Origin of the sequence: Neobacillus rhizosphaerae, assembly GCF_050477885.1 — a bacterium.
Lineage (GTDB): Bacteria > Bacillota > Bacilli > Bacillales > Cytobacillaceae > Neobacillus > Neobacillus rhizosphaerae_A.
Genome location: NZ_JBCNAC010000174.1, coordinates 1 through 25,154 on the forward strand (window position 1 = coordinate 1; position 25,154 = coordinate 25,154).

32 protein-coding genes are annotated in these 25,154 nt (G+C 36.1%); 9 read left to right on the forward strand and 23 right to left on the reverse strand.

Annotated features, from left to right (window positions below):
* Window positions 1-93: 93 nt before the first annotated feature.
* Genes ABES03_RS23435 through ABES03_RS23450 form a run of 4 tightly spaced genes read right to left on the reverse strand, consistent with a single transcriptional unit; the run spans window position 94 to window position 4,657 of the window.
* A complete protein-coding gene (locus ABES03_RS23435) occupies window positions 94-1,002 on the reverse strand; it encodes a 4Fe-4S dicluster domain-containing protein (RefSeq protein ID WP_430121242.1) in 909 nt (302 codons plus the stop codon).
* 8 nt (window positions 1,003-1,010) lie between these two features.
* A complete protein-coding gene (locus ABES03_RS23440) occupies window positions 1,011-1,589 on the reverse strand; it encodes a DMSO/selenate family reductase complex B subunit (RefSeq protein ID WP_430121244.1) in 579 nt (192 codons plus the stop codon).
* Between the two features lie 13 nt (window positions 1,590-1,602).
* The gene (locus ABES03_RS23445; RefSeq protein ID WP_430121246.1) at window positions 1,603-3,996 is read right to left on the reverse strand and encodes a DMSO/selenate family reductase complex A subunit; all 2,394 of its coding nucleotides are present in this window, start codon (window positions 3,994-3,996) and stop codon (window positions 1,603-1,605) included.
* Window positions 3,989-4,657 (reverse strand): TorD/DmsD family molecular chaperone, encoded by a 669-nt coding sequence (locus ABES03_RS23450; RefSeq protein WP_430121248.1) that lies wholly within the window; start codon window positions 4,655-4,657, stop codon window positions 3,989-3,991. The genes ABES03_RS23445 and ABES03_RS23450 overlap by 8 nt, the downstream gene beginning before the upstream one ends.
* A 247-nt stretch (window positions 4,658-4,904) precedes the next feature.
* Here ABES03_RS23450 and ABES03_RS23455 point away from each other — a divergent pair, with 247 nt between their 5' ends.
* Window positions 4,905-5,198 carry a DUF6509 family protein gene (locus ABES03_RS23455; RefSeq protein WP_430121250.1) on the forward strand — a complete coding sequence of 98 codons (294 nt, stop codon included), beginning with the start codon at window positions 4,905-4,907 and terminating at the stop codon, window positions 5,196-5,198.
* A 36-nt stretch (window positions 5,199-5,234) separates the two neighbouring features.
* Here the strand turns inward: ABES03_RS23455 and ABES03_RS23460 are convergent, their stop codons facing one another.
* From ABES03_RS23460 to ABES03_RS23480, 5 genes are all read right to left on the reverse strand, one after another.
* Window positions 5,235-5,438, reverse strand: a complete 204-nt coding sequence (locus ABES03_RS23460; protein WP_430121252.1) for a cold-shock protein — start codon at window positions 5,436-5,438, stop codon at window positions 5,235-5,237.
* Between the two features lie 138 nt (window positions 5,439-5,576).
* The gene (gene cspD / locus ABES03_RS23465) at window positions 5,577-5,777 is read right to left on the reverse strand and encodes a cold-shock protein (protein ID WP_214712564.1); all 201 of its coding nucleotides are present in this window, start codon (window positions 5,775-5,777) and stop codon (window positions 5,577-5,579) included.
* Between the two features lie 190 nt (window positions 5,778-5,967).
* Window positions 5,968-6,861: an NAD-dependent epimerase/dehydratase family protein gene (locus ABES03_RS23470; RefSeq protein ID WP_430121254.1), complete on the reverse strand. Its 894-nt coding sequence runs from the start codon at window positions 6,859-6,861 to the stop codon at window positions 5,968-5,970.
* Window positions 6,862-6,982: 121 nt separating this feature from the next.
* Window positions 6,983-7,945 carry a nucleoside hydrolase gene (locus ABES03_RS23475; protein WP_430121256.1) on the reverse strand — a complete coding sequence of 321 codons (963 nt, stop codon included), beginning with the start codon at window positions 7,943-7,945 and terminating at the stop codon, window positions 6,983-6,985.
* A 129-nt stretch (window positions 7,946-8,074) separates the two neighbouring features.
* Window positions 8,075-8,929 (reverse strand): Ku protein, encoded by an 855-nt coding sequence (locus tag ABES03_RS23480; protein WP_430121258.1) that lies wholly within the window; start codon window positions 8,927-8,929, stop codon window positions 8,075-8,077.
* 128 nt (window positions 8,930-9,057) lie between these two features.
* Here ABES03_RS23480 and ABES03_RS23485 point away from each other — a divergent pair, with 128 nt between their 5' ends.
* Window positions 9,058-10,902, forward strand: a complete 1,845-nt coding sequence (locus tag ABES03_RS23485; RefSeq protein WP_430121260.1) for a DNA ligase D — start codon at window positions 9,058-9,060, stop codon at window positions 10,900-10,902.
* An 8-nt stretch (window positions 10,903-10,910) separates the two neighbouring features.
* Here ABES03_RS23485 and dapF read toward each other — a convergent pair whose 3' ends face one another.
* From dapF to ABES03_RS23520, 7 genes are all read right to left on the reverse strand, one after another.
* Window positions 10,911-11,894, reverse strand: coding sequence for a diaminopimelate epimerase (dapF, locus tag ABES03_RS23490; RefSeq protein WP_430121262.1), 984 nt, complete (start codon window positions 11,892-11,894; stop codon window positions 10,911-10,913).
* Window positions 11,895-11,975: 81 nt separating this feature from the next.
* Entirely contained in the window at window positions 11,976-12,761 is a 786-nt protein-coding gene (locus ABES03_RS23495; RefSeq protein WP_430121264.1) for a hypothetical protein, read from the reverse strand.
* Window positions 12,762-12,875: 114 nt separating this feature from the next.
* On the reverse strand, window positions 12,876-13,730 hold the full coding sequence (locus ABES03_RS23500) for a patatin-like phospholipase family protein (protein ID WP_430121266.1): 855 nt from the start codon (window positions 13,728-13,730) through the stop codon (window positions 12,876-12,878).
* A 131-nt stretch (window positions 13,731-13,861) separates the two neighbouring features.
* Window positions 13,862-14,641 (reverse strand): ABC transporter permease, encoded by a 780-nt coding sequence (locus ABES03_RS23505; protein WP_430121268.1) that lies wholly within the window; start codon window positions 14,639-14,641, stop codon window positions 13,862-13,864.
* Window positions 14,638-15,546: an ATP-binding cassette domain-containing protein gene (locus tag ABES03_RS23510; protein ID WP_430121270.1), complete on the reverse strand. Its 909-nt coding sequence runs from the start codon at window positions 15,544-15,546 to the stop codon at window positions 14,638-14,640. Before ABES03_RS23510 ends, ABES03_RS23505 begins: the two co-directional genes overlap by 4 nt.
* A complete protein-coding gene (locus tag ABES03_RS23515; protein ID WP_430121272.1) occupies window positions 15,546-15,743 on the reverse strand; it encodes a PLD nuclease N-terminal domain-containing protein in 198 nt (65 codons plus the stop codon). The genes ABES03_RS23510 and ABES03_RS23515 overlap by 1 nt, the downstream gene beginning before the upstream one ends.
* A gap of 95 nt (window positions 15,744-15,838) precedes the next feature.
* Window positions 15,839-16,162, reverse strand: coding sequence for a DUF4870 domain-containing protein (locus ABES03_RS23520; RefSeq protein ID WP_335528554.1), 324 nt, complete (start codon window positions 16,160-16,162; stop codon window positions 15,839-15,841).
* 185 nt (window positions 16,163-16,347) lie between these two features.
* Between ABES03_RS23520 and ABES03_RS23525 the strand changes: the two genes are divergently transcribed.
* Window positions 16,348-17,475 carry an amidohydrolase gene (locus ABES03_RS23525; protein WP_430121274.1) on the forward strand — a complete coding sequence of 376 codons (1,128 nt, stop codon included), beginning with the start codon at window positions 16,348-16,350 and terminating at the stop codon, window positions 17,473-17,475.
* Between the two features lie 308 nt (window positions 17,476-17,783).
* On the forward strand, window positions 17,784-18,344 hold the full coding sequence (locus tag ABES03_RS23530; RefSeq protein ID WP_430121276.1) for a GNAT family N-acetyltransferase: 561 nt from the start codon (window positions 17,784-17,786) through the stop codon (window positions 18,342-18,344).
* A gap of 48 nt (window positions 18,345-18,392) precedes the next feature.
* Here ABES03_RS23530 and ABES03_RS23535 read toward each other — a convergent pair whose 3' ends face one another.
* Together ABES03_RS23535 and ABES03_RS23540 are read right to left on the reverse strand one after the other, a co-directional pair.
* Complete coding sequence (locus ABES03_RS23535; RefSeq protein WP_430121278.1) at window positions 18,393-18,551, reverse strand: hypothetical protein; 159 nt, start codon at window positions 18,549-18,551, stop codon at window positions 18,393-18,395.
* A gap of 102 nt (window positions 18,552-18,653) precedes the next feature.
* On the reverse strand, window positions 18,654-19,421 hold the full coding sequence (locus ABES03_RS23540) for an SDR family oxidoreductase (RefSeq protein ID WP_430121280.1): 768 nt from the start codon (window positions 19,419-19,421) through the stop codon (window positions 18,654-18,656).
* A gap of 224 nt (window positions 19,422-19,645) precedes the next feature.
* Between ABES03_RS23540 and ABES03_RS23545 the strand changes: the two genes are divergently transcribed.
* From ABES03_RS23545 to ABES03_RS23560, 4 genes are all read left to right on the forward strand, one after another.
* On the forward strand, window positions 19,646-19,888 hold the full coding sequence (locus ABES03_RS23545) for a spore germination protein (RefSeq protein WP_307287127.1): 243 nt from the start codon (window positions 19,646-19,648) through the stop codon (window positions 19,886-19,888).
* 15 nt (window positions 19,889-19,903) lie between these two features.
* Window positions 19,904-20,146 carry a spore germination protein gene (locus ABES03_RS23550; RefSeq protein WP_430121282.1) on the forward strand — a complete coding sequence of 81 codons (243 nt, stop codon included), beginning with the start codon at window positions 19,904-19,906 and terminating at the stop codon, window positions 20,144-20,146.
* 22 nt (window positions 20,147-20,168) lie between these two features.
* On the forward strand, window positions 20,169-20,639 hold the full coding sequence (locus ABES03_RS23555; protein WP_430121283.1) for an Hsp20/alpha crystallin family protein: 471 nt from the start codon (window positions 20,169-20,171) through the stop codon (window positions 20,637-20,639).
* Window positions 20,640-20,798: 159 nt separating this feature from the next.
* Window positions 20,799-21,143 carry a hypothetical protein gene (locus tag ABES03_RS23560; protein ID WP_430121285.1) on the forward strand — a complete coding sequence of 115 codons (345 nt, stop codon included), beginning with the start codon at window positions 20,799-20,801 and terminating at the stop codon, window positions 21,141-21,143.
* 23 nt (window positions 21,144-21,166) lie between these two features.
* Here the strand turns inward: ABES03_RS23560 and ABES03_RS23565 are convergent, their stop codons facing one another.
* Together ABES03_RS23565 and ABES03_RS23570 are read right to left on the reverse strand one after the other, a co-directional pair.
* Entirely contained in the window at window positions 21,167-21,640 is a 474-nt protein-coding gene (locus ABES03_RS23565; RefSeq protein ID WP_430121286.1) for a FixH family protein, read from the reverse strand.
* A 10-nt stretch (window positions 21,641-21,650) separates the two neighbouring features.
* On the reverse strand, window positions 21,651-21,929 hold the full coding sequence (locus ABES03_RS23570; protein ID WP_430121288.1) for a hypothetical protein: 279 nt from the start codon (window positions 21,927-21,929) through the stop codon (window positions 21,651-21,653).
* Between the two features lie 98 nt (window positions 21,930-22,027).
* Here ABES03_RS23570 and ABES03_RS23575 point away from each other — a divergent pair, with 98 nt between their 5' ends.
* On the forward strand, window positions 22,028-22,273 hold the full coding sequence (locus ABES03_RS23575) for a DNA alkylation repair protein (protein WP_309861486.1): 246 nt from the start codon (window positions 22,028-22,030) through the stop codon (window positions 22,271-22,273).
* Window positions 22,274-22,331: 58 nt separating this feature from the next.
* Here the strand turns inward: ABES03_RS23575 and ABES03_RS23580 are convergent, their stop codons facing one another.
* From ABES03_RS23580 to ABES03_RS23590, 3 genes are all read right to left on the reverse strand, one after another.
* Complete coding sequence (locus ABES03_RS23580; RefSeq protein WP_430121290.1) at window positions 22,332-23,153, reverse strand: hypothetical protein; 822 nt, start codon at window positions 23,151-23,153, stop codon at window positions 22,332-22,334.
* 79 nt (window positions 23,154-23,232) lie between these two features.
* Window positions 23,233-24,156 (reverse strand): CobW family GTP-binding protein, encoded by a 924-nt coding sequence (locus ABES03_RS23585; RefSeq protein ID WP_430121291.1) that lies wholly within the window; start codon window positions 24,154-24,156, stop codon window positions 23,233-23,235.
* 95 nt (window positions 24,157-24,251) lie between these two features.
* Window positions 24,252-25,007, reverse strand: a complete 756-nt coding sequence (locus tag ABES03_RS23590; protein ID WP_430121293.1) for a hypothetical protein — start codon at window positions 25,005-25,007, stop codon at window positions 24,252-24,254.
* Window positions 25,008-25,154 lie beyond the last annotated feature (147 nt).

Consider the following 25,154-nt stretch of genomic DNA (forward strand, 5'->3'; position numbering starts at 1 on the left):
ATCATCACTGTTCTTTAACACAGCCATATAAATAGAAAATGAAATCACCATAAAAAAATCGCCAGAACGAATATTCTGGCGTTTCACTTTGTATTATTGATATGGACTTAACCATGATGGGTCTCTATCCTTACACACATGGCATTTCAAGGTTTCCGGGAGAAAAGTAACAAAAGACTGTCCACAATTTAAACAGATTTTTGAATGAAGTTCTACATACTCCTCGTTTATTTTCTTTACTTCTGTGCTAATCTGAATAGCATCCTCCGAACAAATATCACTACATGCCGTACATCCTACACAATTTTGATGATTTATCTTCAGCGTTTGGTTTACAATTTGGAATACTTTTTGGGTACAAAACGTTTTACAAGCATGGCAAAGTGTACATTTTTTTCTATCTATCAGGATGGTGTAAAATTGATATTCAGGGTAATAGATTGCAAGTTTCCACTGATCCGCTTCCAGTTTCCAAGATGCTGGTGCCATATTTTTTGCTAACTGTTTCCCTTCTCTTTTAAAAGAGGTTAAAAAGGACCTTCTCGATAATTTTTCCTCTACTTGTGCCTTTTGAACGACCTCTATTACAGGTTCACCCACAACTTCTAGAACCTTATTTGTTTGAGTTAGTACTTTTTTCCACTGGTCATTCATTGGTATGTCTTGGGTCTGTATGCTCTGTACTCCCCTTTTTTTATATATTAATAATTCCTTTACGGTTGGGGTGTAGCTCTCGCTATAAAGTAGTGATCCTTTACAGAAATCTCTTGAATCGACAATTCCTTCGATTGCTGACAATGGACAAGCAATTACACAATCTCCACAGGAGTTACATCCTTCATGATTTAGATCTATAGATTGTAGATCAGGAGATAGTGCCCCCTTCTTACATGCCTCTACACAAAAAGTACAGGTTGAGTGAAGATTACTTTGCCTTGAACAGTTCTCCGTTATCTTCAAATCCATATGCATACTTTCAAGCAAATTAGTGAATAGAGACATAAAATCACCTACAATTTCGCTTCTTTATGGGGTGTTATTACAATATTCGGATGGGTTATTGAAGCTTTTGGCATTCCTTTGATTTGACTTATACTTCCATACTTTTTCCGTAGTTTTTCTATTGGGCCAAATTCAATAGCTCTCATAGGACAAGTGGAAACACAAACCGGTTCCTCACCTTTTACTTGAAGATCCATGCAAAAATCACATTTATCAGATTTAAATTCTTTTGGATTATATTGTGGAGCTCCGTAAGGGCATGCTTTTACACATAATTGAGCTCCTTGACAAACCTTTTGATCAATCGTTACAACACCAGTTTTATTATTCTTCGTAATGGCCCCCGTAGGGCAGCTTGGGATGCACTTTGGATTTGTACAATGATTACAAGCAATAGAATAATAATAGGCTTGTACGTTTTGAACCAGCCCATTTCTCTGCTGTTGTATAAAGGTTCCATTTTCATAGGAGTATACTCTACGGAAGTTAACACCAACATCAAGATTATTTTTATCCTTACAGGAGACACTACAGGCTTTACACCCCGTACAAAGACTTTGATTTATATAAAATCCTAATTGAGCCAAACTTCCTCACTCCTTATGCTTTCTTCACTTCAACAAGGTTGGTCTGTTGTGGGTTTGCTTTTGCAAGAGGTGTTGGCCTCTGAGATGTAAGAACATTTACTGAACCACGTTGATCCAATCCATCTTTATCAGGTGTGTACCATGCCCCTTGAGGAATTCCTATTACACCTGGAGTTATGCGTGGAGTAACCTTTACATCTATTACCAAGGTCCCCCGCTCATTGAACACCTCTGCACGGTCTCCTTTTTTTATTCCACGTTTCTCCGCATCGATAGGATTCATCCACATTTCCTGCTTTGCTGCTTCCTCTAGCCATGATTGGTTATCATAAGTGGAGTGGCATCTTCGTTTATAATGCCAGCCGATTAGCTGTAAAGGATACTTTTCTGTTAATGAATCTTCTGGACCTTCCCATGAGGGAATATATTTTGCTATAGCAGGAATCTCATCGTGCTGATTCATGTCCCATAATGCCTTTGAAAATAATTCTATTTTTCCTGAAGGAGTTTCAAATGGCTGGTTTTCAATGTCATCAATTTGTTTTTTGAAGCCAACAAGTGGTTCGTCAAACTTAAAGTGATGCACTCCTTTATCTCTAAACTCTTCAAAACTTGGAAAATTTGGATCTAGCTCTTTTTTTGTTCTTTCAACACTTTCCTTCACTAAATCAAAGGTGGTTTTTCCCTCGGTGAATTTATCCTTGATCCCTAACTTATCTGCCACTTCAGCAAATACATCATATTCATCACGACATTCATATAAAGGATTGATTGTCTTTTCACCAAGGATTACATAATCGCCAAAGCACCATGGGACTCCTAAATCCCAGCGTTCAAAAAAGGTGGTTCCAGGCAATAAAATATCAGCAAACTTCGCACTTGGAGTCATAAACAGATCACTTACAACAATAAATTCCACTTTGCTATCATCTTCTAATAAAGCACGGGTTTTGTTAATATCCGAATGTTGATTGATTAACATATTTCCAGCCATGTTAAAGATACATTTGATGTTGGACGATAGCCGTTCAACACCTTCTAACCCATCGTTTGCTGTCATTTCAATTCCTTTTTCAACTGCCTTTGTCCATAAGAAACAGGGAATGGAGGCTTTTACTGGATTCTCAAACGAAAAGGGATAAACAATATCCGATCGACTCCAATACCCAGTTCCTGCAGCCCAACCACCTAGCTTACCGACATTTCCTGTTAAGCAAGCTAGCTGTGCTCCCCCTCTCATAAACTGTTCACCAAATGCCTGCCGTTGTGCTGCCCATCCTTGAATAAGTGCTGCAGGTTTTGTATTGGCATAGTCACGAGCAATTTCTCTGATTTTTTCGGCAGGCACACGGCATATCTTTTCTGCCCACTCCGGTGTTTTAGAGACACCATCTTTCACACCTAACAGGTAATTCTTTAATGATTCTTCTTTAGATATACCATCTGGCATGTGACTTTCATCAAACCCAATACAATATTTATCTAGAAATTCTTGATCATGTAGGTTTTCGGTTATAATTACATAACCCATTGCATCCATCATGGCATTATCAGTTGTAGGGAGAATGGGAATCCATTCATCCGCGAACGCTATAGCAGTATCTGTATATCTAGGATCAATAACAATAATTTTTGCCCCATTTTTCTTTGCCTGCATCAAATACTCCCTGTAAGGTGTTGAAAATATCATTTCTGATGGATTTTGTCCCCACAAAATAATATATTTGGAGTGTAAGAGTGAATCAAAACTGCTGCCGGAATTGTTTGTCCCATATGTATAAGGGGTAGCCACATTGCCTGCCCCTGAACTATAATCATTACGGTAATTTAAAAATCCGCCAGTAAGTGATAAAAGTTTTCTGGCTGCATTTTTACCCCCATGTAACCCCCAGCTCTGCCCGGATGCATAGTTTACATATCTTGACTCAGGCCCGTAATGGTCGCCAATTCGTTTAACTTCTGTTGCAATGGTTTCGATTGCTTCCTCCCATGAGATTCTTTCAAATTTTCCTTCTCCTCTTTTTCCAACTCGCTTCATCGGATATTTTAAGCGGTCAGGATGGTAAAGCAAACTCCGGTAATTTCTTCCCCGAACGCATGCCCGTAAGGGAGGGGTGGATAAATCACCACTTTCCTGCGTGTCCGTGCTGACCCTAACAACTACTCCATCTTTCACATGCGCTTTAATTACGCAGCGTCCGCCGCAATTATTAATACTGCAGGTAGAAACAATCTTTTCTTCTACTTTTGCGCTTGCTACTTCCTCTTTTTGTTGCCGGTCCACTAACAACTTGGTGCCTATTCCTCCAGCGATAGCAGGAATACCAATTGCACTAGACCATTTTAAAAAGGTTCTTCTCTGCATTTTATTTTTTAGAAGTTTGTTAATCGAGCCATTTTCACACATCAGCTAATGCCTCCTTCACCTCATATAAAGTTGTTAAGTCATCATTGATAAAATCTTCAAGGAGCATGGCTGCTCCTAAAAATAATTGACTATTAGTAGTTTGAATTACTCTTTTACAAAAGTATGGAATCCAAACGGTTAAATGGTTTTCAAGAAAGTGTTGTTGACAAGAAATTAATTCGATAAACCGATCAGGGTTACTTTCCAGCAAACATAAATCAATGAGATTAATCATAAACTCCAATTCTAGTAATAAATGATCATCTGGCTCATTATTTTCTCTCACATATTTGAGCCCGAATTGATGATATTGTTCTCTAACTTGATAGGTCCACTCCTCAAATAGGAGTTGCTCTTTACTCCGATAATAGGACTCCCATGGTGGTGCAGCTAATGGTCCAGGCCCAAGGAAAAGGCGTTGATATTCTTCTCTCTCCTTCTTGAGGTAGTCGTTGGATAGACGTTGAAAAAAACCACTTAATATTTTTCCACCCTCATGCATTTCTTCCAATTCTTGCAAATTACCTTTCTTGCAAATCTCAACATATTCATTATTATTAGTAGGCATTTGAAATAATATATGAAGCAGTTGGTAAAACTTCTTCCTAGCATTCAATAGAGGCTGTAGCTCCATATGTACTGATTCGGCCGTATTAGCCATAATATCCTCTCCTCACTTGTGAAACATTTCACAATATATCCGAAAATTTTTTCACCTACTTTTTCTTATTATTCTTATATGTTATATCTTACCTTAAACTTCTTTCGATTGATTAAATTTGTGCAATAATTCACATTTAATTCAAATTCCTAAAAGTATTTTTAATGTTGATAAAAATTTGAAACACATCTTTTTCTGTTATAACAAAAAAATGTGTATAATAATAAAGCCGAATAAAAAGAAAAGGATGATTCCCTTGAATATTACTGGTCATGAGGTTGAAAAGCTTGAGGATCCGTTTGGTTTACTTTCAGGTGACCGATATGAATATTTTCTAGAACTTGATGTGGAGGAAGAAGACGAGCTTTATTCCGAGAAGGGTATAGGGTTAAAAGTAATTTACGTTTCGGATGAAAATGGAGACAAGATTACTAACTATTATTTCTATGAGCGCGAAAGTGAAAAAATTCTTGATTTCGCACTGGAAGAAGACGAAGAAGAGCTTGTCTTAGCCTATTGTAAAGAAAACATTGTAGAATAAAAAAGCAGGGAGTGCTGTCTCCCTGCTTTTAAAAAATCACATAAAATTTTTACTATGGTTATGAATTACCTGTAGTTCTTTCGTCGTTTGTCTCATTTCACTTTTACAAATAGGACAGAGTGGTACTTCACTACTCTTAAAATTGTCGCGAATCCAGCATTTACAAGCATCAGAAGTACATTCCCAAATTTTCGTTTCTTCTAATTTTATTTCTTCATCATTTTTTCTACCAAATGCCAAAACGATCACCCCTTGTACTTAGTGCATAACTGGTTTGAACACTTTGTTTGTTAGCTCTCAAACTATTTTTCTAGTGAAAAAATATAGATAAAAAGGTGATGCTTCAGTCGTATGCATCACCCTTTTATTTTCTAAAGATTAAACTGTTTGTACGTTAGAAGCTTGTGGTCCGCGAGCGCCTTCTACGATTTCAAAGGAAACTGATTGACCCTCTTCTAATGTTTTAAAGCCTTCTGATTGGATAGCTGAAAAGTGAACAAATACATCTTGACCGCCTTCTGCTTCAATAAATCCAAAACCTTTTTCTGCATTAAACCATTTTACTTTACCGTTATTCATCAATATAACCCCCAAGATTTTGTTCACTTTAAGTCAAGCTGAACATTTACAAAATAAGAAAAAAGACGTATCTACACGTTCGGGTAATAGACATCACCCACAATTCCGTGCAGTTACGACTACTTTAAACAAAGAAATATTTAACGAACTTATAAGCGTAATTATATTTTATTACAATTTACACCAATAGTCAATTAATTTTAACTCTCATATAATACTGAATTAATTCATCCAATACCTCATTTAACTCACTGAATTGATAACCTAAATGGTTTACCCTGTCAGTATTAATAGACCAAGAACCATCCATACCATATGGGGAGGCAATTTCCTTTGTTAATTCTGAAGTTATGTCTGCAGATTCCCCGGTTATTTCCTCTATTTTCCCAAGAAAATCCCTTAAGGAAATATCTTCCTTACACCCTGGATTAATAGGTCCTACATACACTTCACGTCCCATATGTAAAAGGAATTTAGCCGCTTCATCTGATGTGATAAAACTGTATTTTGCATCAGGAAATTTAATGCCTATTGGCTTCCTGTTTATGACCCTGTCTACATGAAACTTTAGTCTATTGGTATAATCATCTTTACCTATAACAAGTGGAAAACGAACGGCCACTACATCAAAATCGGTCTCTTGAAACAAATAAGCTTCAGCAGCCCTTTTAGCCTCCTGATATCCCAAATATCCTGGATAATCCCTTCTTGTTTTAAATTGAAAGCGAAAACTGAATGGGTCAAAATCTTCTTCTTTATGTTTATCTCCATACTCATAAACAGCCATGGTTGAGGTAAAAATATACCTCTTTACCTTTCCCTTCAGTGCATCCGCAGCATCCTTTGCTTCTTGCGGTGAAAGGCATGATTGGTCATAAACAACATCCCAATTCCTTTCATTAAATGCATGGCTAAGTGAAGACCGATCCTCACGATCAATAATTAATCTTTCAACTTTCACACCAAAAGGGTCTTTCGATTGCCCTCTTGTCGCAATTGTCACAGCAATGTTTTCGCTAAGGAGCTTTTCCACAAGCAACTTCCCAAAAAATTGTGTTCCCCCTAAAACAAGCACTCGTTTCATTTCTCTGTTCCCCCTTTCCATTCTTTTTTAATATTCACCGTTCAATTGGAAAATTCCTTTTTTCTTCATCCCGAACATGGAAAACTACCGTTCACAAATAAAATGAAACCCTAAAAGAGTTTCATTCTTTTTGAAATTCACCACGCAAAAAAGTATCCGTGAAATTTTGGGCGAATTTCTGTATATTTGCTTCCATTCCAATATAGTCTAAACTTTCAATTGGTTCTTTGTCAGGTTTAGGGCGAAAATCTGCAATACTTTTTCCTTTAGCATTACCAAATTGCTCTACTCTTACACGCCTTGGGATATACTTTACTAGGTCAGGATTAGTCAAGGCCATTAGTGGGACTACATCATGAAGGGGGGCGCCTTTTATTCCAGGGACATTTGTTTGATAAGCGTTAAAATAATAATCAAAGGCTGGTTTAATCAGTGGTTTAAAAGGAGTAGGACTATTCTCTGAGAGGTAGTTAATGATTTCTGGTGTAATAATTGCTTTATTTGTGATATTCAATGGATGCAAGTATATATTATGCGCTTTTTCCATGACTGTATAAGCTGCGATTGGGTCCACAAAAAAATTTGCTTCCGCTTCTGAAGTGATATTTCCTGGCACTAAAAATGCCCCACCCATTATATAAAATGCAGAGACATCTTTTAAAACATTATCTCCATAGAGAATAAACATCAAGGCCAATTCAGTTAATCTACCTACAGATACAATAATAAGATTTCCATTATATTGTTTAATAATTTCAAGAATCTTGTTAAAGTCAAAAACCTTAACATTTTTTAAGGTATCAGGAGGTTTAATGGGGCCTAACCCTTCCTTCCCATGTATTTCAGGGTAGTATTGCACGAGTTCTCCTGATAACGGACCTGCCGCCCCACCAATAATGGGAATATCTTCTCTTCCACCTAAACTTAAAAGATAAGCGGTATTTCTGATTGACTGCTCCTTTGGTGTATTGCCATATCCGCTTACCACACCAACTAAATTAATTTTCGGATTAAGTAAGGCATACATTATTGCAAATGAATCATCTACACCGGGATCTGCAAACAAAAGCACATTATAAGCCATTGCCTCTCCTCCATTTTAGATGCTAATATTTATTAAACCTATGCTTAAAACAGGTATGAAAGAACATGGATAGGAACAGAAAAAACTGACTCTTATGATAAGAATCAGTTTTTTTGAGAATCATTTAATTTATGCTTCCTTCTTTACTTTTGCTACTTTTGTTGCCTTGGTTGCTTTTGTTGCTGCTTTCTTAGGTGCCGCTACTTTGTTAGGTTTCGTTCGGTCAATTGATGCTTGTAAAGCTGCCATTAAGTCTGTCACATTTGAAGGTGCTTCCTTTGCTGCAGCAGTAACTGTCTCTTTACCAGTCCGTTTGGATTCAATTAATTCAAGAAGTGCTGTTCGATAATCATCTGTATATTTTTCAGGTTCGAAAACGGAAGTCAACTGATCAATTAATAAAATAGCTGTATCAAGTTCTTTTTTGGTTACTTTATCCTCTGAAGGGACATTCGGCACATCACCAGCTTTACGAACTTCATCAGGATAATGAATAGTTTCCATTACTAATGTATTTTCATATACACGGATAACCGCGAGCTGTTCTTTTGAACGAATAACAATTTTGGCCAACCCTACTTTTTGTGATTCCTGCAATGCTTTTCGTAGCAAGGAATAAGCCTTACCTCCCCCTTCATTAGGAGACATGTAATAGCTTCTATCAAAATAAATCGGGTCAATTTCTTCTATTTTTACAAAATCAATAATTTCTACTGCCTTTTCCTCGTTTTCTTTTCTTAATTTTTCAAGTTCCTCTTGATCAAGAACAACAAATTTTCCCTTTGTGTATTCATATGCCTTTACGATATCCTCCGGCTTCACTTCTTCTTCACATACTGAGCAAATTTTTTCATATTTAATTGGGGCATGACACTTGTTATGCAAGGTGCGAAGCTTTATGTCTTTATCTTCTGTTGCAGTATGGAGCTTGATGGGGATATTTACGAGTCCAAAACTGATACTTCCCTTCCACATCGTATGCATAAATAATTCTCCATTCTTTTTGTTTTTATTTTGTGTTTCTTCCTCTCATACATTCATAAAAACAATTGGAAATGGATGAGGAAACAAATATTGTAACAACATAATAAAAAAAGAAGGGACGTTGTGCTATGAAGCCGATGCTGCCTAGTTTGACTTTCGACCTTCCCGTTCGTCCCGAATGGGTGTACGAGGTGAAATACGATGGATTTCGGGCCATTTTAGACTGGAACTCAAAGGGGATTGAGCTAACAAGCAGAAATGGGAAGACCCTTTTACCTCAATTTCCTGAGATAAAGGAGTTTTTATTAAAGCATGAAGAACAATTTAAACCATATCTCCCTCTTCGATTAGATGGTGAGCTTGTCTCACTAGAAAATACACACAAAGCCAATTTCTCAGCTATCCAAGTTCGAGGACGATTAAAATCTGAAAAAAAAATCAATGACCAAGCTACAAGCTTTCCTTGCCGCCTAATGGTCTTTGATTTATTGCTCCTTAGCGGAAAGACAATTACTATTCAACCATTTAAAAAACGAAAAGAAGAATTAAGGAAATTATTTCTCAGCATGGGTTTTGACTTAGATTCCGACCCGTATAATGACCAATTACTTCAATTTGTAAATGCACATGAGGATTTTAATGACCTTTGGGAGAAAATTATCTTATATGATGGTGAAGGGATTATTGCTAAGTATAAAAAAAGCCTTTGGGAGGAAGGAAAACGATCCTTACAATGGTTGAAGTATAAAAATTGGAAATATGTCAGCTGTTTCATCACATCTTATGATAAAACAAATGGATACTTTTATGTCGGTGTCTATAGGGATGAAAAGGTTTATAGTGTAGGGCAAGTCCTTTTCGGATTTAAACCTGAGGAAAAAAATGCACTGCAACAAACGATTAAGCACAATATGATACGTGAAGATGCGCAGTTTATTTATGTTGAACCTGCTATCTGTCTTGAAGTGAAGTATTTGGAGCTATACGATAACCAGTTGCGTGAGCCCCATTTTGACCGTTTTCGCTTTGAACTTGAACCATCTTCCTGCACCTATGAACGATTTATTTTTGCACAAAAGAACTTACCGGCAGACCTGGAGATTACCCATCCAGATAAACCTCTCTGGGAGAAACTGGCGATTCAAAAAGCAGATTATATCCTGTACTTACGGGAAATTTCTCCGTATATGCTGCCATTTTTAAAAAATCGTTTATTAACAGTCATTCGGTACCCTCATGGAATGTTCGGTGAAGCCTTTTTCCAAAAAAACTGTCCTGAGTATGCGCCTGAATTTGTAAAAACCTTTTCTTCAGAAGGAATTGACTACATACTTTGTAATGATTTAAAAACTCTGGTTTGGCTTGGTAATCAACTAGCCATTGAATTCCATATCCCTTTTCAAACAATCAACAGCAAAGGTCCAAGTGAAATAGTATTTGATTTAGATCCACCTTCAAAGGACTACTTCCATTTGGCCATAAAGGCCGCCCTTTTTATAAAAGAAGTTCTTGATCAATTAAACTTAATTGGTTTCATTAAGACTTCTGGAAATAAAGGTTTACAAATTTACCTTCCCTTACCGGAGAACACATACTCCTATGAGGATACGAGACTCTTTACCAGCTTTATTGCAGACTACTTAATATCAAAGGATCCCGATTCCTTTACTATTGAAAGAATGAAGAAAAAACGTGGAAATCGCCTCTATGTAGACTATGTTCAGCATAGTGAGGGTAAGACCATCGTTGCACCCTATTCTATGAGAGGGAATGAACATGCTGGTATAGCCACACCACTTTACTGGGAGGAAGTAGATATAAATCTACAGCTGATTTCCTTTAACATGGAAAATGCAATAAAACGTATACGAGAGCAAGGAGACCCATTTAATGATTACTTCCAAACCAAACAACTTCAATCGTTTGGGCCGGTGCTTGATTTTTTAAAAAAAGGTATAGTAATTAAAGGATAAGGGGGCCCTTATCCTTTCATGTTATTCTCTATAAATCGTTGTGCTTGTGTTTGAAGCTTCTCATAGGTCATTTGTTCGGAAAATTCATTCCAATTTTTGGTCGAAAATAATTCATCACCAAGGTCAACTATAACCTCAGTCTTGAATAGATAAGTTGCATTACCAATTAAATCTATCGTGTATTTCCCTTCCATTTCATGTACAACACACTGAACCTTACCGCCATTATTATAAACCTGTATAACCTCTTCTAATTTATTTAAGCCAATTAAACACGTCACAAGTGAGGACGCAGACATGGCAGTACCACACGCATTTGTAAATCCCACACCTCGTTCATATGTTCTTACATAAATGGAACCTGGCTCTAAGGATTTGACAAAACTAACATTTACCCCGTCTGGGAACAAATGATTCGGACCATTTACGATCTGACTTAGGTTCTTTTGCATATCCCCTTGTATTTGTTCCGAATCTACAATTGTAATTAGATGTGGGTTAGGAACCGCAAGTGCAGTAAACCTCAACTCATCAGAAAGTTCTTCTATTCGCTCATTAAAAAGAGTTGGTTTATCTAAATTTAAAGGTAAAGCAGCTAAATTGAACAATACAGGGGAAATTTCCACTTGATAAGTGTGTATATTTGGAAATAAATCATTTTGTTTACTAACCCTTAAATTTGCTTTCATTGTTTCTATTACTGCTTCATTTAAATCAAGTAATTCACATATATACCTCGCAACAAGCCGTAATCCATTCCCGCACATGGATGCTTCCGAACCATCCGCGTTAAATACACGCATTCTCCCATCAGCATGGTCGCTCTTCATAACAAAAAGTATTCCATCTGCACCTAAATCCGTATTTCTATTACAAAGCACCTGGGCAATCTTAGCCCGTTCACTTTCAGTAAAAGAATAATCATTGGATATTTCATCGATAATCAGGAAATCATTGCCCGACCCATGACCTTTTATTAGTTCAATTTGCACTGTATATCCCCCACTTGAAGATGTAAATTTGTTTAATATATCATATCAAACATTAGTAATGAGGGAAACCATCTGACTCCTTTATCTCTCAATAAAGTATTCATTAATTAATAACGACATTTTTAGCAGCTTGTCCTTTTCTGAAAGGACCTCTCTAAAGGACAGTACAGGAGTATTGGGCTCTGGGAATAATGGACTCCACGATACCGGCATCCAACCTCTTCGAAGTCTGCCTTGCTGATGATAACTTTGATCTAGAACCTTTTCATCCATAAAAGCAGTTGCTCCTTGGATAAGGCTAATAGTTTTTCCGGTTTCATCTAAAATTTCCTTTTTATCTTTTAGAAACCCGTTGCTTTCTCTTTTATAACAGCCCAAATATGTCAGCTGTTCATTATATACTTCTATCTTCAGGACGCTTCCACGCTGTACTTTATAGAATCCAATTGGTTCTTCCTCCGAATTGTAAAGCACATACATTTTTCTAAACTTAAGTCTATCTAACCACTTTCCATCATGTTTTTTTAGAACACCTGCTAAGTGGCCATCCGGAAAATAAAGATACAAGCGTACTGTAGGTGTACTCATGTAAAAAACTAACAGATTCCTCGCAGAGGCTATAGAATAAGAGCTGTTCTTAGCTTCTCCCATATTTCTGCTAATTGATATGGATTGCCTTAGTCTAAATAAATAGAATTGAAATGAGATCAAACTATAAATAAGAAATGGAATGGTTAATAACATAACTTCATCACTTTTAAAAAAAGAGAGATTACCTGCCACGATCATGATGGCTGGTACTAGAGCTGCAATACTACCATTTAAGTTTATATTAGCTGTATCCCGGTAATATTCATTTATTTTCATCAAGATAACTCCTTATCAGTTCTCTTATACTAGTTTATTTACTAGACTGCAAAAAAATGATAGAAGTTTTCTTATAATATGAGAAAAGAGAAGTGTCCTCTGGGGACACTTCTCTTACATTTCAATATATTGACGTATGGAAGACATAGATGCTTTGGCATCCTCATAGCCTTGATGATACAACTCTTCTAACCTAGTTGGGTTTCTTTCCATTCTCCCTACCTTTAATGGCTGTAAAGGTCGAATGATAAGGACGTTTCCAGCTTTCTCTTCTTTTTGTAAATAGGAGAGTGTTTCATTGTAAATTTGATATCGATTTCTTAATGACTGTTGTAAGCCTTTGTATTCAGGATACTTACGATTCACAAGAAAATGAAACTTGGACGGTTTCTTCATATATCCTTCATTTCTTGTAAGGATAACAATATTCTTTTTAAAACCATCCTGTTGAGCTTTTTTAATTGGAATTGGGTCGCTTATTCCACCATCAAGCAGGATCTTATCTTTAAACTCCACTTCAGGGGCAATAAAGGGCAAGGAGCTTGATGCCCGTAATACGGTAAGAAGATCCTTATCATAATCTTGCTTCTTAAAATAGACAGGCTCTCCCGTTAGGCAGTCTGTCGTCCCTACAACAAATTCAGAAGTATTTTTGTAGAATTCATCATAATGATATGGAACATGTTTATTGGGAATCTCATCAAAAATAAAATCCATTCCAAAAAACTGACGGTTTTTAAAATAATTTTGCCATGAAATATACCTTGGGTCAGTTGCATACTTTATCGTTACGGTTTTATTTCTCCCTTTTTGCTTTGACAAATAAGAGGCCGCATTACAAGCACCAGCTGAAACACCAATAACATAAGGGAAAAATATTTCTTGTTCTAAGAAATATTCAAGGATCCCAGCGGTATAAACCCCACGCATCCCGCCACCTTCCAAAACCAAGCCGACTTGATTGAACATGGTTGCTTCGTCCTTTCTCTTTACCTTTGCAAATTCCAATAATAGACATTATAGACCATGAAAGAATTTTTGCCTAACGAAAAGACTTCTAAAAAAGTGTTAATACCATAATATGCAAAGAGAGCTAACCACTAGACGGCCAGCTCTTTTTTTCTGAAAACATATACACTTATAAATAATAGAATAAGGATAAAAGCAGTGGCGCTCAAACTTGCTTGTAAAGTGTAATTTGAAAATTCTTTATTAATAAGTAATTCATTTCCATAGCTTGTGAGTTGAGCAGGACTCCATTCCAGACGATTAGATAAGGTACTGCTAACTAGACTGATAACAATTACAACTGCCAATGAACTGAAAGCAGCAATACCTGGAGTTAAAAGTAAAGCACTAAAGAACAGGGTAATTGTTATGACAACTGTAAGCCATAAACCGTATAGTAAAAACGATTGAAAAAAGCTTGCAAAAGGAATCCAGTCAAATAAAATACCAGTGTAATACCAAGTAGCCAAGTAACCCATGAAGAAAGAAAACCATATTAATAGTAGAGCACCCATCCATTTGGAAGTTATAAAGGAAATATAGGAAACAGGTTTCACTAGAATCATAGCAGCGACTCCGCTTTTTCTTTCTGCAGCAATAATCCCCATAGTAGTCAGAACAATAATTAAAACACCAAGAGACGTGTATTCACCAAGGCTTTGAGTTAATACCTCAGCTGCAGAAGGTGTTGGAATCTCGACCTTAGCTCCCTCAGGAAGGCCCCCAAATGAGTCTAGAATTTGCTCCATATAATAAGAAGTTAAAGGTTTTTGAACGCCAAGTAGGATAAAAGTTATCGGTACCCAAACCCATTTAAAATTTCTCCACATTTCCAGCATTTCTTTTTGAAGTAAAATCATCCATTGGTTCATTTCCCTACCACCTTCATAAACACATCTTCGAGGGTCATACTACTAATCTCAAACTTTTCAAGGGGGAGATTATGATCAGAAATTACCTTTAAAAATGCCGATCTCGCATGAACTAAATTTTCAACATAAATGCTCATCCGATTGCCTTCGCTCATTACAGATTGTGTTACCTCATGGGTTGAAAAGAATGAGGCATATTCCTCTGCTTTTCCTTTAAAATACAAATCAATTTTTGCTTGCTGATAACGTTCACGTAATTCTGACATGGACCCAGCTTCGACTATTTCCCCTTTATGTAAAAACAGAATTTCGTCACACACTTCTTCAGCATCACTTAATATATGGGTAGAAAATAGAATAGTAGTCTCTTTTCTTAACCCCTCAATAAGATCTAATACCTCTCTCCTACCAATCGGGTCTAAGGCAGAAACGGGTTCATCCAGCATGATGAGCTGCGGACGATGGATTAAAGCCTGAGCAATACCGAGCCTTTGCTTCATCCCTCCAGAATATTTACCTACTCTTCTATTTTTCGCCTCTACTATTCCTACAAGCTCTAAAAGCTTAATTGACCTTTCCTTGGCCTCTTTTCCTGTTAATCCTGCCAGTTTTGCTGTATAAGACAAAAATTCTAATCCAGTCATCCATTCGTAAAACACAGGAAATTGCGGTAGATAACCAATTAAATGACGTATGTCTTCTCCTTTTTTTGCTTCACTAAAGATAATCGATCCCTCTGTTGGGCTCATTAAACCAGAAAGCATCCTAAGTGTCGTAGTTTTCCCTGCCCCGTTTGGACCTAATAGAGCAATACATTTCCCTTTTTCTAAAGTGAAATTCAGCCCTTTTATTACTTCCGTCCCTTGGAAACTCTTTTTCAACCCACTTATTTGGACAAGAGACATCAGTTATTTCTCCTTCCAATCACAAAATAAAGAATCGGTCCAATTATATTTACGAATAAGATGATAATTACCCATAACCATTTCGGTCCCTTTGTTTGGTCGATCCTAACCAAATCTATAATTGCAACAACAATTAAAATAAGTTGGATAATAATGATTGGTGCAATAATCGGAAGATTACTTACGATAGAATCCATCTTACTTCCCCCTCTCATAATTTCTCCATTTCATAAGACTATTGTACTATAAATGCAATAAAAACCCGACAATAAATTTTGCCGGGCAGGCTGATTTATTTAATTAATCTGAATATTAGTGGGAATCGATACTCATTTCCTTCATATGCTTTGATAGCTGCAATAATTGTATATACCAGTAGCATTATTCCTAAGACCGGAGTGGTCACAAATCCTACAAGAATAATCATTAATAATCCACTAATGATAAAGTAAACTGTATAAGAAATTAAGAAGTTAAAATATTCTTTACCATGATAATCAATAAATGATGACTGATCCTTCTTTATCAACCAAATGATTAATGGAGCCAATACTGGAAAAAATAAACTTAAAACATAGATACCAGCAGCCAACAATCTCTCTTCACTTTGAGCCATTTTCTTTTCCCCCAATTGGAAATATTTAATCTTACCTTATTATTTACGCTCCATCCTTCTAAATGTTTCAAAAATCATAAGAAATTGGAAAAATATAATAATACACACTATTTCCTGCTTTTCCTTAGGCACATATGTTGCTAAAATAGATAAAATACATTATCACCTAGAAGAAAGGTTTTGTTATGACGAAAATACTATTAAAAAACGCAACTATTTATCCAATAACCACCAATCCTATTCAATCAGGGGATGTGCTGATTGAAAATGGAAAAATTAAAAATGTGGGTTCAAATATCAATACAGATCCTAGTGTAAAAGTTATTGATTGTCATCAGCACTATCTTTTTCCTGGTTTTATTGATGTGCATACCCATTTAGGTCTATATGATGAAGGCACTGGCTGGGCTGGGAATGATGCAAATGAAACAGCTGAAGCTTTAACACCCCATATTAGGGCTATGGATGGGGTATATCCTTTAGATCAGGCGTTTACCGATGCAGTTAAAAGCGGAATAACAACAGTACATGTCATGCCGGGAAGTGCAAACGTGATTGGCGGGACTACCTCTGTAATTAAAACAACAGGTAAAAATATTAAAAAAATGATCGTGCAGAAAGTGGCAGGTTTAAAAATAGCTTTAGGAGAAAATCCAAAACGGATACACAGTCAAGGAAATAATGATTCCATTACACGAATGGGTATTATGGGGATGCTGAGAGAGGCTTTTTATAAAGCTTATCATTCCGATACCCCAGAAGATCTAAGAACGGCTCCCATTGTTATGGCCCTTAGACGGGAGATTCCTGTAAGAATTCATGCTCACCGTGCGGATGATATTATTTCTGCCCTTCGCTTTGCTGAAGAGTTTAATTTGGATTTACGTATAGAGCATTGCACAGAAGGACATTTAATTGCTAATGAGCTATCCGATTTAAATTTAAAAGTATCAGTGGGGCCAACATTAACCCGTAGGTCTAAGGTTGAATTAAAGAACAAGACCTGGAAAACATATCAAGAGTTAACCAACCACGGTGTTGAGGTATCCATTACAACAGACCATCCCTATACTCCTATACAATATTTAAATATTTGTGCAGGAATTGCTGTACGGGAAGGATTATCTGAACAAAAAGCCCTTGAAGGAATCACTATTCTGCCAGCAAAAAATTTAAAAATAGACCAAAGTGTAGGAAGTATTGAACTCGGGAAGGATGCGGATTTAGTCCTTTGGAGCCATCACCCTTTCCATTACTTAGCAAAGCCGAAATGGACGATGATTGGCGGAGAAATGGTGTATTCAGAAACGTAGAATTTTGTTGAAAATTGGTAAAAAATATTATCGAAATTCCACCAAAAAAACTATTCCTTTTTTTCTTTTTTTCTTGTATCATACTCTAAGTGAGTCCATTTTGGACTGAAGAAATTTGGGGGTTTTTACGTAAATCCATTAACAAAAAAAATGATATAGGGAAGGCAAATGGTGCGCCACCAGTTTTACTGGTTCTAGTGGGTTCGATTCCCACCCCGAAATTTTTTAAGTAACTTTATAAAAAATTTCGAGGGTGGGCCGCTTCTTCTTTAAACATGGGATCGGTATGCCCTACTGGAGGGATATTCATGCTTAAAAAACGTGATCTTCATGACAGCCACACATTATACGAATTAATGACGCACCCAGATGTCTTCCCTTATGTACGTCATAAAGCTGATTCATATGAAGAATTTTTATTTATTACAAAACAGACGATCGAAGCTGAAGAGTGCGGTGAATTAATCTCAAGAACGATTCTTGATGAATGGGGCTCGCCGATTGGTACCATTAATTTATTTGATATTGAAGATAACGCTGGGTTTTTAGGCACCTGGCTTGGGAAGCCTTACCATGGTAAAGGATACAATAGCCCGGCTAAAGACGCCTTTTTCAATGAACTTTTTTATGAAGTAGGAATTGAAACTGTTTTTATGCGCATTCGAAAGGTAAATATTCGTTCAATAAAAGCAGCAGAAAAACTACCTTATGTAGTGAAAGCTAACGAAACAAGAAAAACTATTTATGAACAATTAAATGCTAGTGGGGACATATATGATTTATACGAGATACCAAAAGATTTATACACTTTATATCATTTACGAAATGGTTTATCACAAACAGACGACCAACAATTATTGGAAGCATAAAAGCAATCGGTTTAATCCCGATTGCTTTTTTTAAATTTAATAATTATATTAGTCCGTCAAGTTTTGCTCTATCGTTTCATTCACATCAGTTAGACCCATTTGGAGCATAAAGTCTTCTAATTCCTCATTTGTTAATGTTTCAAAGCGGCCATCATGAAAAAATACTTGTGTTTGATTTGGATTAATTCTATTCATATTAAAACTCATATTCTTTGCTCCTTTCATGGATGATTACTTTCTAGTATCCACAAAGGGTATTGTTTTCATTCTCGAAAATCAAATTGTTCTAAAAATTTGGTTATCAGGAATTTATGATTTTGATACTTTCCCTAATACATCCACCCCACCTGTGACTGGAATAATACTCCCTGTAATAAAATCAGACTTTTCATCCGTTAAAAAGGCAATGACTCTTGCAATGTCCTCCCCCGTTCCCTGCCTGCCAATCAATCCATTATTAGCTTCATAAGACTCTTTAATATTGCTTACTTTCCACTCACTTGTAATATCTCCAGGACAAACCATATTAGCAGTTATTCCAAATTCTGCTTCTTCGATTGCAATTGTCCTGGTTAAAGACGCCAATCCTGCCTTTGCTGCAGCAAAGGCTGAACGATAGACCCAACCAGGTGTTGTTTCAACTCGATCATAACCTAAGGTAACAATTCTTCCCCATTTTTGCTTACGCATGGAAGGAATAACCAATTTCGACAAACAGAAAACTGACGTTAAGTTCCCACTTAATAGATAATTCCATTCTTCAGATGAGTATTCAGTCAATTTTTTTCTTTCATGTATATAGGGTCCAGCATTATGTATTAAGACATCAATTGATGAAAAGACGGAAAAAGCTTCACTTATTAGATGTTGACAATCCTCTTCTTTAGCTACATCCCCCTGAACTGCTATATTTTTTGTCCCATAGCTTTCGTTGAGATGCTTTACTAAAGATAGAGCTTCTGATTCACTATTTCGGTAGTTGATCACAAGCTGATATCCATTTTCCGCAAGATGCTCTGCCGTTTTTTTACCAATGCCAGAAGCTCCTCCTGTAATCAAAGCCGTTTTCTTTTTCACAAACATTACCTCTCTATTTTAGAATCCTTCTCTATACTATATGTTAAAAAGATTCAATTATATATGCAAATAATAAACTTTAGAGAATGGAACACGCCTGTAAGATGGGATTCTCATAAGAAATAATAACGGATGGGCAATCAGTTGCATAGTATGAGGTAACAACCAATGCGGAGCCCCGAAAGATTGTGCTCCAATGGAAATCTAATAAAGGATGTGACAGGATGCAGACTGTAATAAATATTTTTAGCCTGAAAATAAACAGTGTATCTAACAACGGGTCTGTCAACATCGGGGAAGCCCTTCATAATGCGCATACTGCCAATCAGAAATCACAAGGACAAAATGCATCCTTTGGAGATTTTGCCCCTCCTACTGCAGCCATGGAAAATGTATTTATTGATCCAGATGTAAATGATATGGGGGATATTGCAAATCCGGCAAACGTTGTTTCTAATCAAATGTAAAAGGACTGAAAATCCATGCCTTTTCAAATAAATATTTTTAATATCAAAACTAATTCCTTAAATAACAATGCCAATATCTCTTTAGGGCCCGCAGTCCATAATAGCCATACAGCAAATACAAAATGGGTAGGAACAAACATGGCACTTGGAGATTTTTCCCCTAGCACTTCTTTTTCTACAAATGGAGTGGCCGATACAGATGTAAGTGATCAGGATCAAATTCTGAACCCATCCTCACCGATTACCAATCAATTTTAATAAACTGAAAGGATGAAATTTGATGTTCCCTTGGAATATTTTCCCCTTCAATAAGGATATGAAGGACAAAATGCAGAAAATGAAGCCTGAGGAAATTGATAACTATGTTCAGGATTTACTAGGGAAAATCATGCCTTCAAACATGCGGGGAATGAATCCTCAAGACTTTTTTAGTGGGGTTCAATCATCCGCTCAACAACCATCAGCAACAGGAGGATTGAATTCTACAGCCTTCGAAACACATGATTTTGTCTTCGTTCGTATACCGATCAAACAGGATGAATGGATCAAAAATCTTCGTATATATCATACATCTAACCAGCTGATTGTTGAACATATCCCACAGCATGAGGATAAGCATGTTATTACCCTGCCAGCCATTGTGAGAAAGAAAGGAGCAACTGCCAACTACAAAGATAATATGCTTGAAGTAAAAATCCCTAAAAATATTGATATGCAGTATTCACAAATCGACGTCACAGAAATTTTGTAAACGTCTTTTTTTTTGCATGTTTCTTATAAAGTTAAATATGATGAATGTAGGTCCCCTTCTTTTTACCTTTCATATTCCAATTCTGAATAGAGGGTTTATATGCGATTCTTCTTTCGCTTATTTCAAGTAAATAAAATATTGACAATGAGAATAGCAGAGTTGGAAAAGAAGATCTCTTTCTTAGAAGCGTCTATAAAAGAATTTCATCCTATGGCAGAACCAGAAGACAATATTCAACCTACTGACCCAAAGGAAAGAGAAAGCCCTCCAAACATTTTAATTGAGCAGTTAAAAATAGATCAAATAGTCATTCATCATGTAGATTACGCCAACAACTTCGGACAGTTAGGAATCAAAGAATTATCAGGGAGATTAAATATTGGAACGAACTATGAGGGAGAAATTTCAGATAAAATTAGCGAAAAGGTAAATGAAAAGCTAGATGAAAAGCTAGGGAGAACAGCTAAAGTGAATTTAAGGGCAAAAAAAGAGGAACTTTCATAAAAAAACAGCCAGAGGCTGTTTTTTTAATTATGGTCTTCATTTTCCTTCTGATCCATTTCCATTCCATCCATCGAATTTTTTACATCTGCATCTTCTGGTTCACTTGGTGTTCCAACGATGAATTCCTTTTTAGGCATATTATGCATATCTCTTGCGGTGACATGAGAGATGATATAGTATGTCCCTTCTTGCTGGAAGGCCTTTTCTAGTCTATATACACCATCCTTTGGGTTTTTAATTTCTACTTTTTCATGCTTTTCATCTTTTGAACGCCAAATCTCAAAAGTGACTTCATCAGCGTCATTAACCTTTTCCTTACCTTGTGTAACTTTTGCTTTGAATGTTATTGGTTCATTTATTTCTCCTTTTTCAGGGTTAACAGTCAAGTCTACATCTAGCATTTGAGGCGGTTCTGAATGATTTTCATCCTGATTACTACAGGATGCCATAAGACTTAAAAATAAAATAGAAATAAAAACTAATAAAAACTTTTTCATCTTTCTCCTCCTAACAGATTGTTTCCATAATTTCCATGTGAATTTTTATTAAAGCTACTTTTGTTTGTTCCGAGGATGAAGAATTTATTATCCTTTTTATCGCAAAAAAATATTTTTCGTACTTATTTTTTCTGATTCTTGGATGTGAGTTTTCATCTAGCAGCTCTCGTTTGATTGCTTCGATTAATATTTCTTCGCTACTACATTCTCCTTTATGTAATAAACGGTTATTCCAAATCGAACGGTACTCCTCTAATAATTGATCGAAATTTCCATACTCTTGCTGCAACTCTCTATTCCTCCTTTATCCTTCAATTGCATTGTTACATATTTACCAACATTATTGCAAAAAATAGATTTTAACAATTTAATGAAAGGAGAAAAGCTATGACAACTCCATATAAATGCCCAAATTGCAAAACAAATCGAAGTCGATTTAATATCATTCAGCAAGTATCCCATTCGGTAAAGCTAGATCCTCAGTCTGGAGAAGTGGTTCGTGAATATGAGGAAAGCACTCTAGAACCCTTTCACCTCCCCTACAATGGACCAGACTATCGAGTTCAATGCGGAGCTTGCGGGTTAATTGAAGATGAGCGAACTTTCATTAAGTTTGGTGAACAGCCTAGATAATTTTCACATAATATAAAACACCTTTATTTGAGGAAATCCTCATATAAAGGTGTTTTTTTTATGGAAGATTGTTCTTATTTAAAAAATGCTCTGAATCCACTTTCCAGGCATCTACTGGTGAAAAGCGAACTAAATGAATCGTTTCTCTATAGGTCTGTCTTCCCCTATTCTTTATGTACCAATCAACTTCCACTGGAACATCCAAACTTATTTCGCTTGTTAAATCCTCTGCTGGCAGACGTTCCATTCGAGCTAATCTAATATTTTCAACTAATTTAAATACTGATCTCCACTTATTCTTTTGCAAAGAAATTTGTGAGGTAATTCTTGTATCATGTTGTTTTATACCTGCAATATAGGCGTCTATTACGTCATAAGGATTTGCTTTACCTAAGTATTCATTTAATTTTCCAGAAGCTTTTAAAACCATCAGCATATGTGATAAGTCCATGGAATTTGTTCGATGAGTCGTACTACCATAAAAGTGTATACAAAAATGACCAGGAAAATTATTTTTAAGCGCACCTGCTCCATGGGGCATTCCATGCATCGATGCTCCAATCCACTGATTTTTATGAATAACAATTATGGCCCGTCGTTTCCAGCTCCATTTACCCCCGTATATTTTTTTCATTATTTTCGTATCCCTTGGGGTTAGCGGCTGTACATCCGCATGGTGACTACCTGCCCGCCTTTGTACATGAAATTGCTTTCCGGTCTCTACATCCAGGACAATAAATTTTGAGTACTTAGGTAAGATTTGATTGACTTCATCCCAATTTAACATTTCAATTTTATAGTCAATATCAGATTGAGCAAGAACCCAGTGTCCATTAAAGAGGATATAGAGTAATACTAAAATACTGGCTGCCTTCTTCAATTGAGATCCCCCTTTTAATGGTTTTTGACTACATTAAAAGAGTTACCTGAAGAGACTTTTATCATTCACACAAGTTTCATTATTCTTTATTTTTTTCAAGAACGTTGAGCTGTTGTTGAAGCTTATTCCAATCGATATTCTCACCAATAAACACAAGGTTTAAGGGTAAATTCATATTTTCCTTCATGTATAAAGGCATACCATATGAAAATTGAAATAAAGTTGGAAAGTCAGATGAACTAAACTTTACATATCCTTTGATTCTGTAAATTGTTTCAGGGAGTTGTTTTAAAAACACTTCAAAATCAGAGTGACTGACTGCGCTTTTAAACTGATAAACGAATGTTGTCAGGTTCAGTTTTATTTGTTGGGAATCTTTTTTTGCAGCTTCCTCAAATGAAACAGAGAGCTTACGAATATCCCCTATGGCTACCTGTGAATAGTTTGTAAGAAGACATCTTGCAACCGAATTAATGGATTGAATTTCAAAGGTAATACACGCTTGGTCCTTCTCGTCTAATTCATTTATTTTATTTACAATAATAAAATCCGCATGCCTTACTTGCTCTAAAATTAACTGTTGCAACTGTGGACTTAATGCCTTTCGATCTTTCCACCTCGTACCATCTAACGTCGTAATAATACCCTTAACAAATAACTTATCTGCAAATAATGGAGAAAGGATGGCATCTAATACTTCCACAGGATGTGCTGCTCCCGTTGTTTCTATGTAAATAACATCCGGTTTTTCTTCTACTAGTAAGCCCTGAAGTTGGGATTCAAGCTTATCTTGAATGGAGCAGCATATACATCCTCCAAGTAGCTCTTTCAACTCGACGTCATCATCTATGGCATCTGAGTCAATCGAGACTTGTCCTAATTCATTCATCATAACAGCTACTTTTCTACCTAGGCTCCGTTCATCCTCTAATAATCGTTTTAATAAGGTCGTTTTTCCGCTCCCCAAAAATCCTGATAAAATATAAATTTCTGCTTTTTTCATATTCCTATCCCTTCTTCTATCTAGTTCCCTTAATTATATATGAATAAGTGGATAAGAATCCAAAAAAGCGAATAATTGCATTCGCTTTTTTTGCGTTAATTAATCATTGGTTTTTGATCTTTTTCCTGGACATCACCATTCACAGCTTTTGACTGATCTTGGTTCATTTGAATAAATTCGAATTTAGTTATAGGGTGCATGATGGCTGAGAGACCTATCTCCAATAATTCTCCCTTCGCAATATCTGTTTTTACGCTACGTCGCGCTTCATTAAGGAGTGATGGGACCATCGAAAACCATTGGTCTGTAGAATGATTCTTTTTCACTTCATTTCTTATCTCTGAAAGTACACCCATTAGGTAGTCCTCACTATTAGGTATATCACGCAGTTGATTTATAAGGGCAATAATTTCTTTTCCTTTCAAAACTTCTGGGTCTGTTGCATCATGATCAGCAGCAAGTGAAATCGTAATTCCATTTGGAGCCAGTAAATCAATCATTCTAGCTGCACCAGAAGAATCAATGATAAAACAATGATCAATTGGTTTGTGATAATTTTTTTCAACCGTTTCTTTTAAAGTTTCAAAGTCCCCAGCATCATTAAAAGGAGGAATATGAACAGTTCCATAAGATAATTTATTGTTAGCAGCATCACGACTTATAACTATAGCCAGATTCGGTTTTGAAGAATTATTATTAATCTCATTTTCCATTAATAAGAAAGTATCTACTTTTGAGTTTTCTCCACTTATTTGATTTCCATCTGTTTTTACATCATTTTGAAAAAATGATTTCAAGGGACCAAAGCCTAAAAAAGAAAATGCAATAACAGCAATACAAAGCTTTCTCAATTTACTTAACCACCCATCCCATTTATTTATTGTCCATTCTCGGAAAGATGGTTAATAAATATACACATTAAATTCTTTTCATTTAAAAAAATGGCTTTGTTAAACTTGCCTGTTGACTTCCGCTCCAGGCACTTCGCTTTCCGTGGG

Coding starts and splice junctions, on each gene's coding strand:
- ABES03_RS23470 (WP_430121254.1), bottom strand. CDS start 6,861: ATGAAACGAGTGCTTGTTTTAGGGGGAACACAATTTTTTGGGAAGTTG.
- ABES03_RS23505 (WP_430121268.1), bottom strand. CDS start 14,641: ATGAACCAATGGATGATTTTACTTCAAAAAGAAATGCTGGAAATGTGG.
- ABES03_RS23485 (WP_430121260.1), top strand. CDS start 9,058: ATGAAGCCGATGCTGCCTAGTTTGACTTTCGACCTTCCCGTTCGTCCC.
- ABES03_RS23455 (WP_430121250.1), top strand. CDS start 4,905: ATGATTCCCTTGAATATTACTGGTCATGAGGTTGAAAAGCTTGAGGAT.
- ABES03_RS23510 (WP_430121270.1), bottom strand. CDS start 15,546: ATGTCTCTTGTCCAAATAAGTGGGTTGAAAAAGAGTTTCCAAGGGACG.
- ABES03_RS23555 (WP_430121283.1), top strand. CDS start 20,169: ATGTTCCCTTGGAATATTTTCCCCTTCAATAAGGATATGAAGGACAAA.
- ABES03_RS23480 (WP_430121258.1), bottom strand. CDS start 8,929: ATGCATACGATGTGGAAGGGAAGTATCAGTTTTGGACTCGTAAATATC.
- ABES03_RS23585 (WP_430121291.1), bottom strand. CDS start 24,156: ATGAAAAAAGCAGAAATTTATATTTTATCAGGATTTTTGGGGAGCGGA.
- ABES03_RS23515 (WP_430121272.1), bottom strand. CDS start 15,743: ATGGATTCTATCGTAAGTAATCTTCCGATTATTGCACCAATCATTATT.
- ABES03_RS23445 (WP_430121246.1), bottom strand. CDS start 3,996: ATGTGTGAAAATGGCTCGATTAACAAACTTCTAAAAAATAAAATGCAG.
- ABES03_RS23525 (WP_430121274.1), top strand. CDS start 16,348: ATGACGAAAATACTATTAAAAAACGCAACTATTTATCCAATAACCACC.
- ABES03_RS23475 (WP_430121256.1), bottom strand. CDS start 7,945: ATGGCTTATAATGTGCTTTTGTTTGCAGATCCCGGTGTAGATGATTCA.
- ABES03_RS23450 (WP_430121248.1), bottom strand. CDS start 4,657: ATGGCTAATACGGCCGAATCAGTACATATGGAGCTACAGCCTCTATTG.
- cspD (WP_214712564.1), bottom strand. CDS start 5,777: ATGAATAACGGTAAAGTAAAATGGTTTAATGCAGAAAAAGGTTTTGGA.
- ABES03_RS23535 (WP_430121278.1), bottom strand. CDS start 18,551: ATGAGTTTTAATATGAATAGAATTAATCCAAATCAAACACAAGTATTT.
- ABES03_RS23565 (WP_430121286.1), bottom strand. CDS start 21,640: ATGAAAAAGTTTTTATTAGTTTTTATTTCTATTTTATTTTTAAGTCTT.
- ABES03_RS23495 (WP_430121264.1), bottom strand. CDS start 12,761: ATGAAAATAAATGAATATTACCGGGATACAGCTAATATAAACTTAAAT.
- ABES03_RS23545 (WP_307287127.1), top strand. CDS start 19,646: ATGCAGACTGTAATAAATATTTTTAGCCTGAAAATAAACAGTGTATCT.
- ABES03_RS23575 (WP_309861486.1), top strand. CDS start 22,028: ATGACAACTCCATATAAATGCCCAAATTGCAAAACAAATCGAAGTCGA.
- ABES03_RS23520 (WP_335528554.1), bottom strand. CDS start 16,162: ATGGCTCAAAGTGAAGAGAGATTGTTGGCTGCTGGTATCTATGTTTTA.
- ABES03_RS23530 (WP_430121276.1), top strand. CDS start 17,784: ATGCTTAAAAAACGTGATCTTCATGACAGCCACACATTATACGAATTA.
- ABES03_RS23500 (WP_430121266.1), bottom strand. CDS start 13,730: ATGTTCAATCAAGTCGGCTTGGTTTTGGAAGGTGGCGGGATGCGTGGG.
- ABES03_RS23435 (WP_430121242.1), bottom strand. CDS start 1,002: ATGTCTCTATTCACTAATTTGCTTGAAAGTATGCATATGGATTTGAAG.
- ABES03_RS23550 (WP_430121282.1), top strand. CDS start 19,904: ATGCCTTTTCAAATAAATATTTTTAATATCAAAACTAATTCCTTAAAT.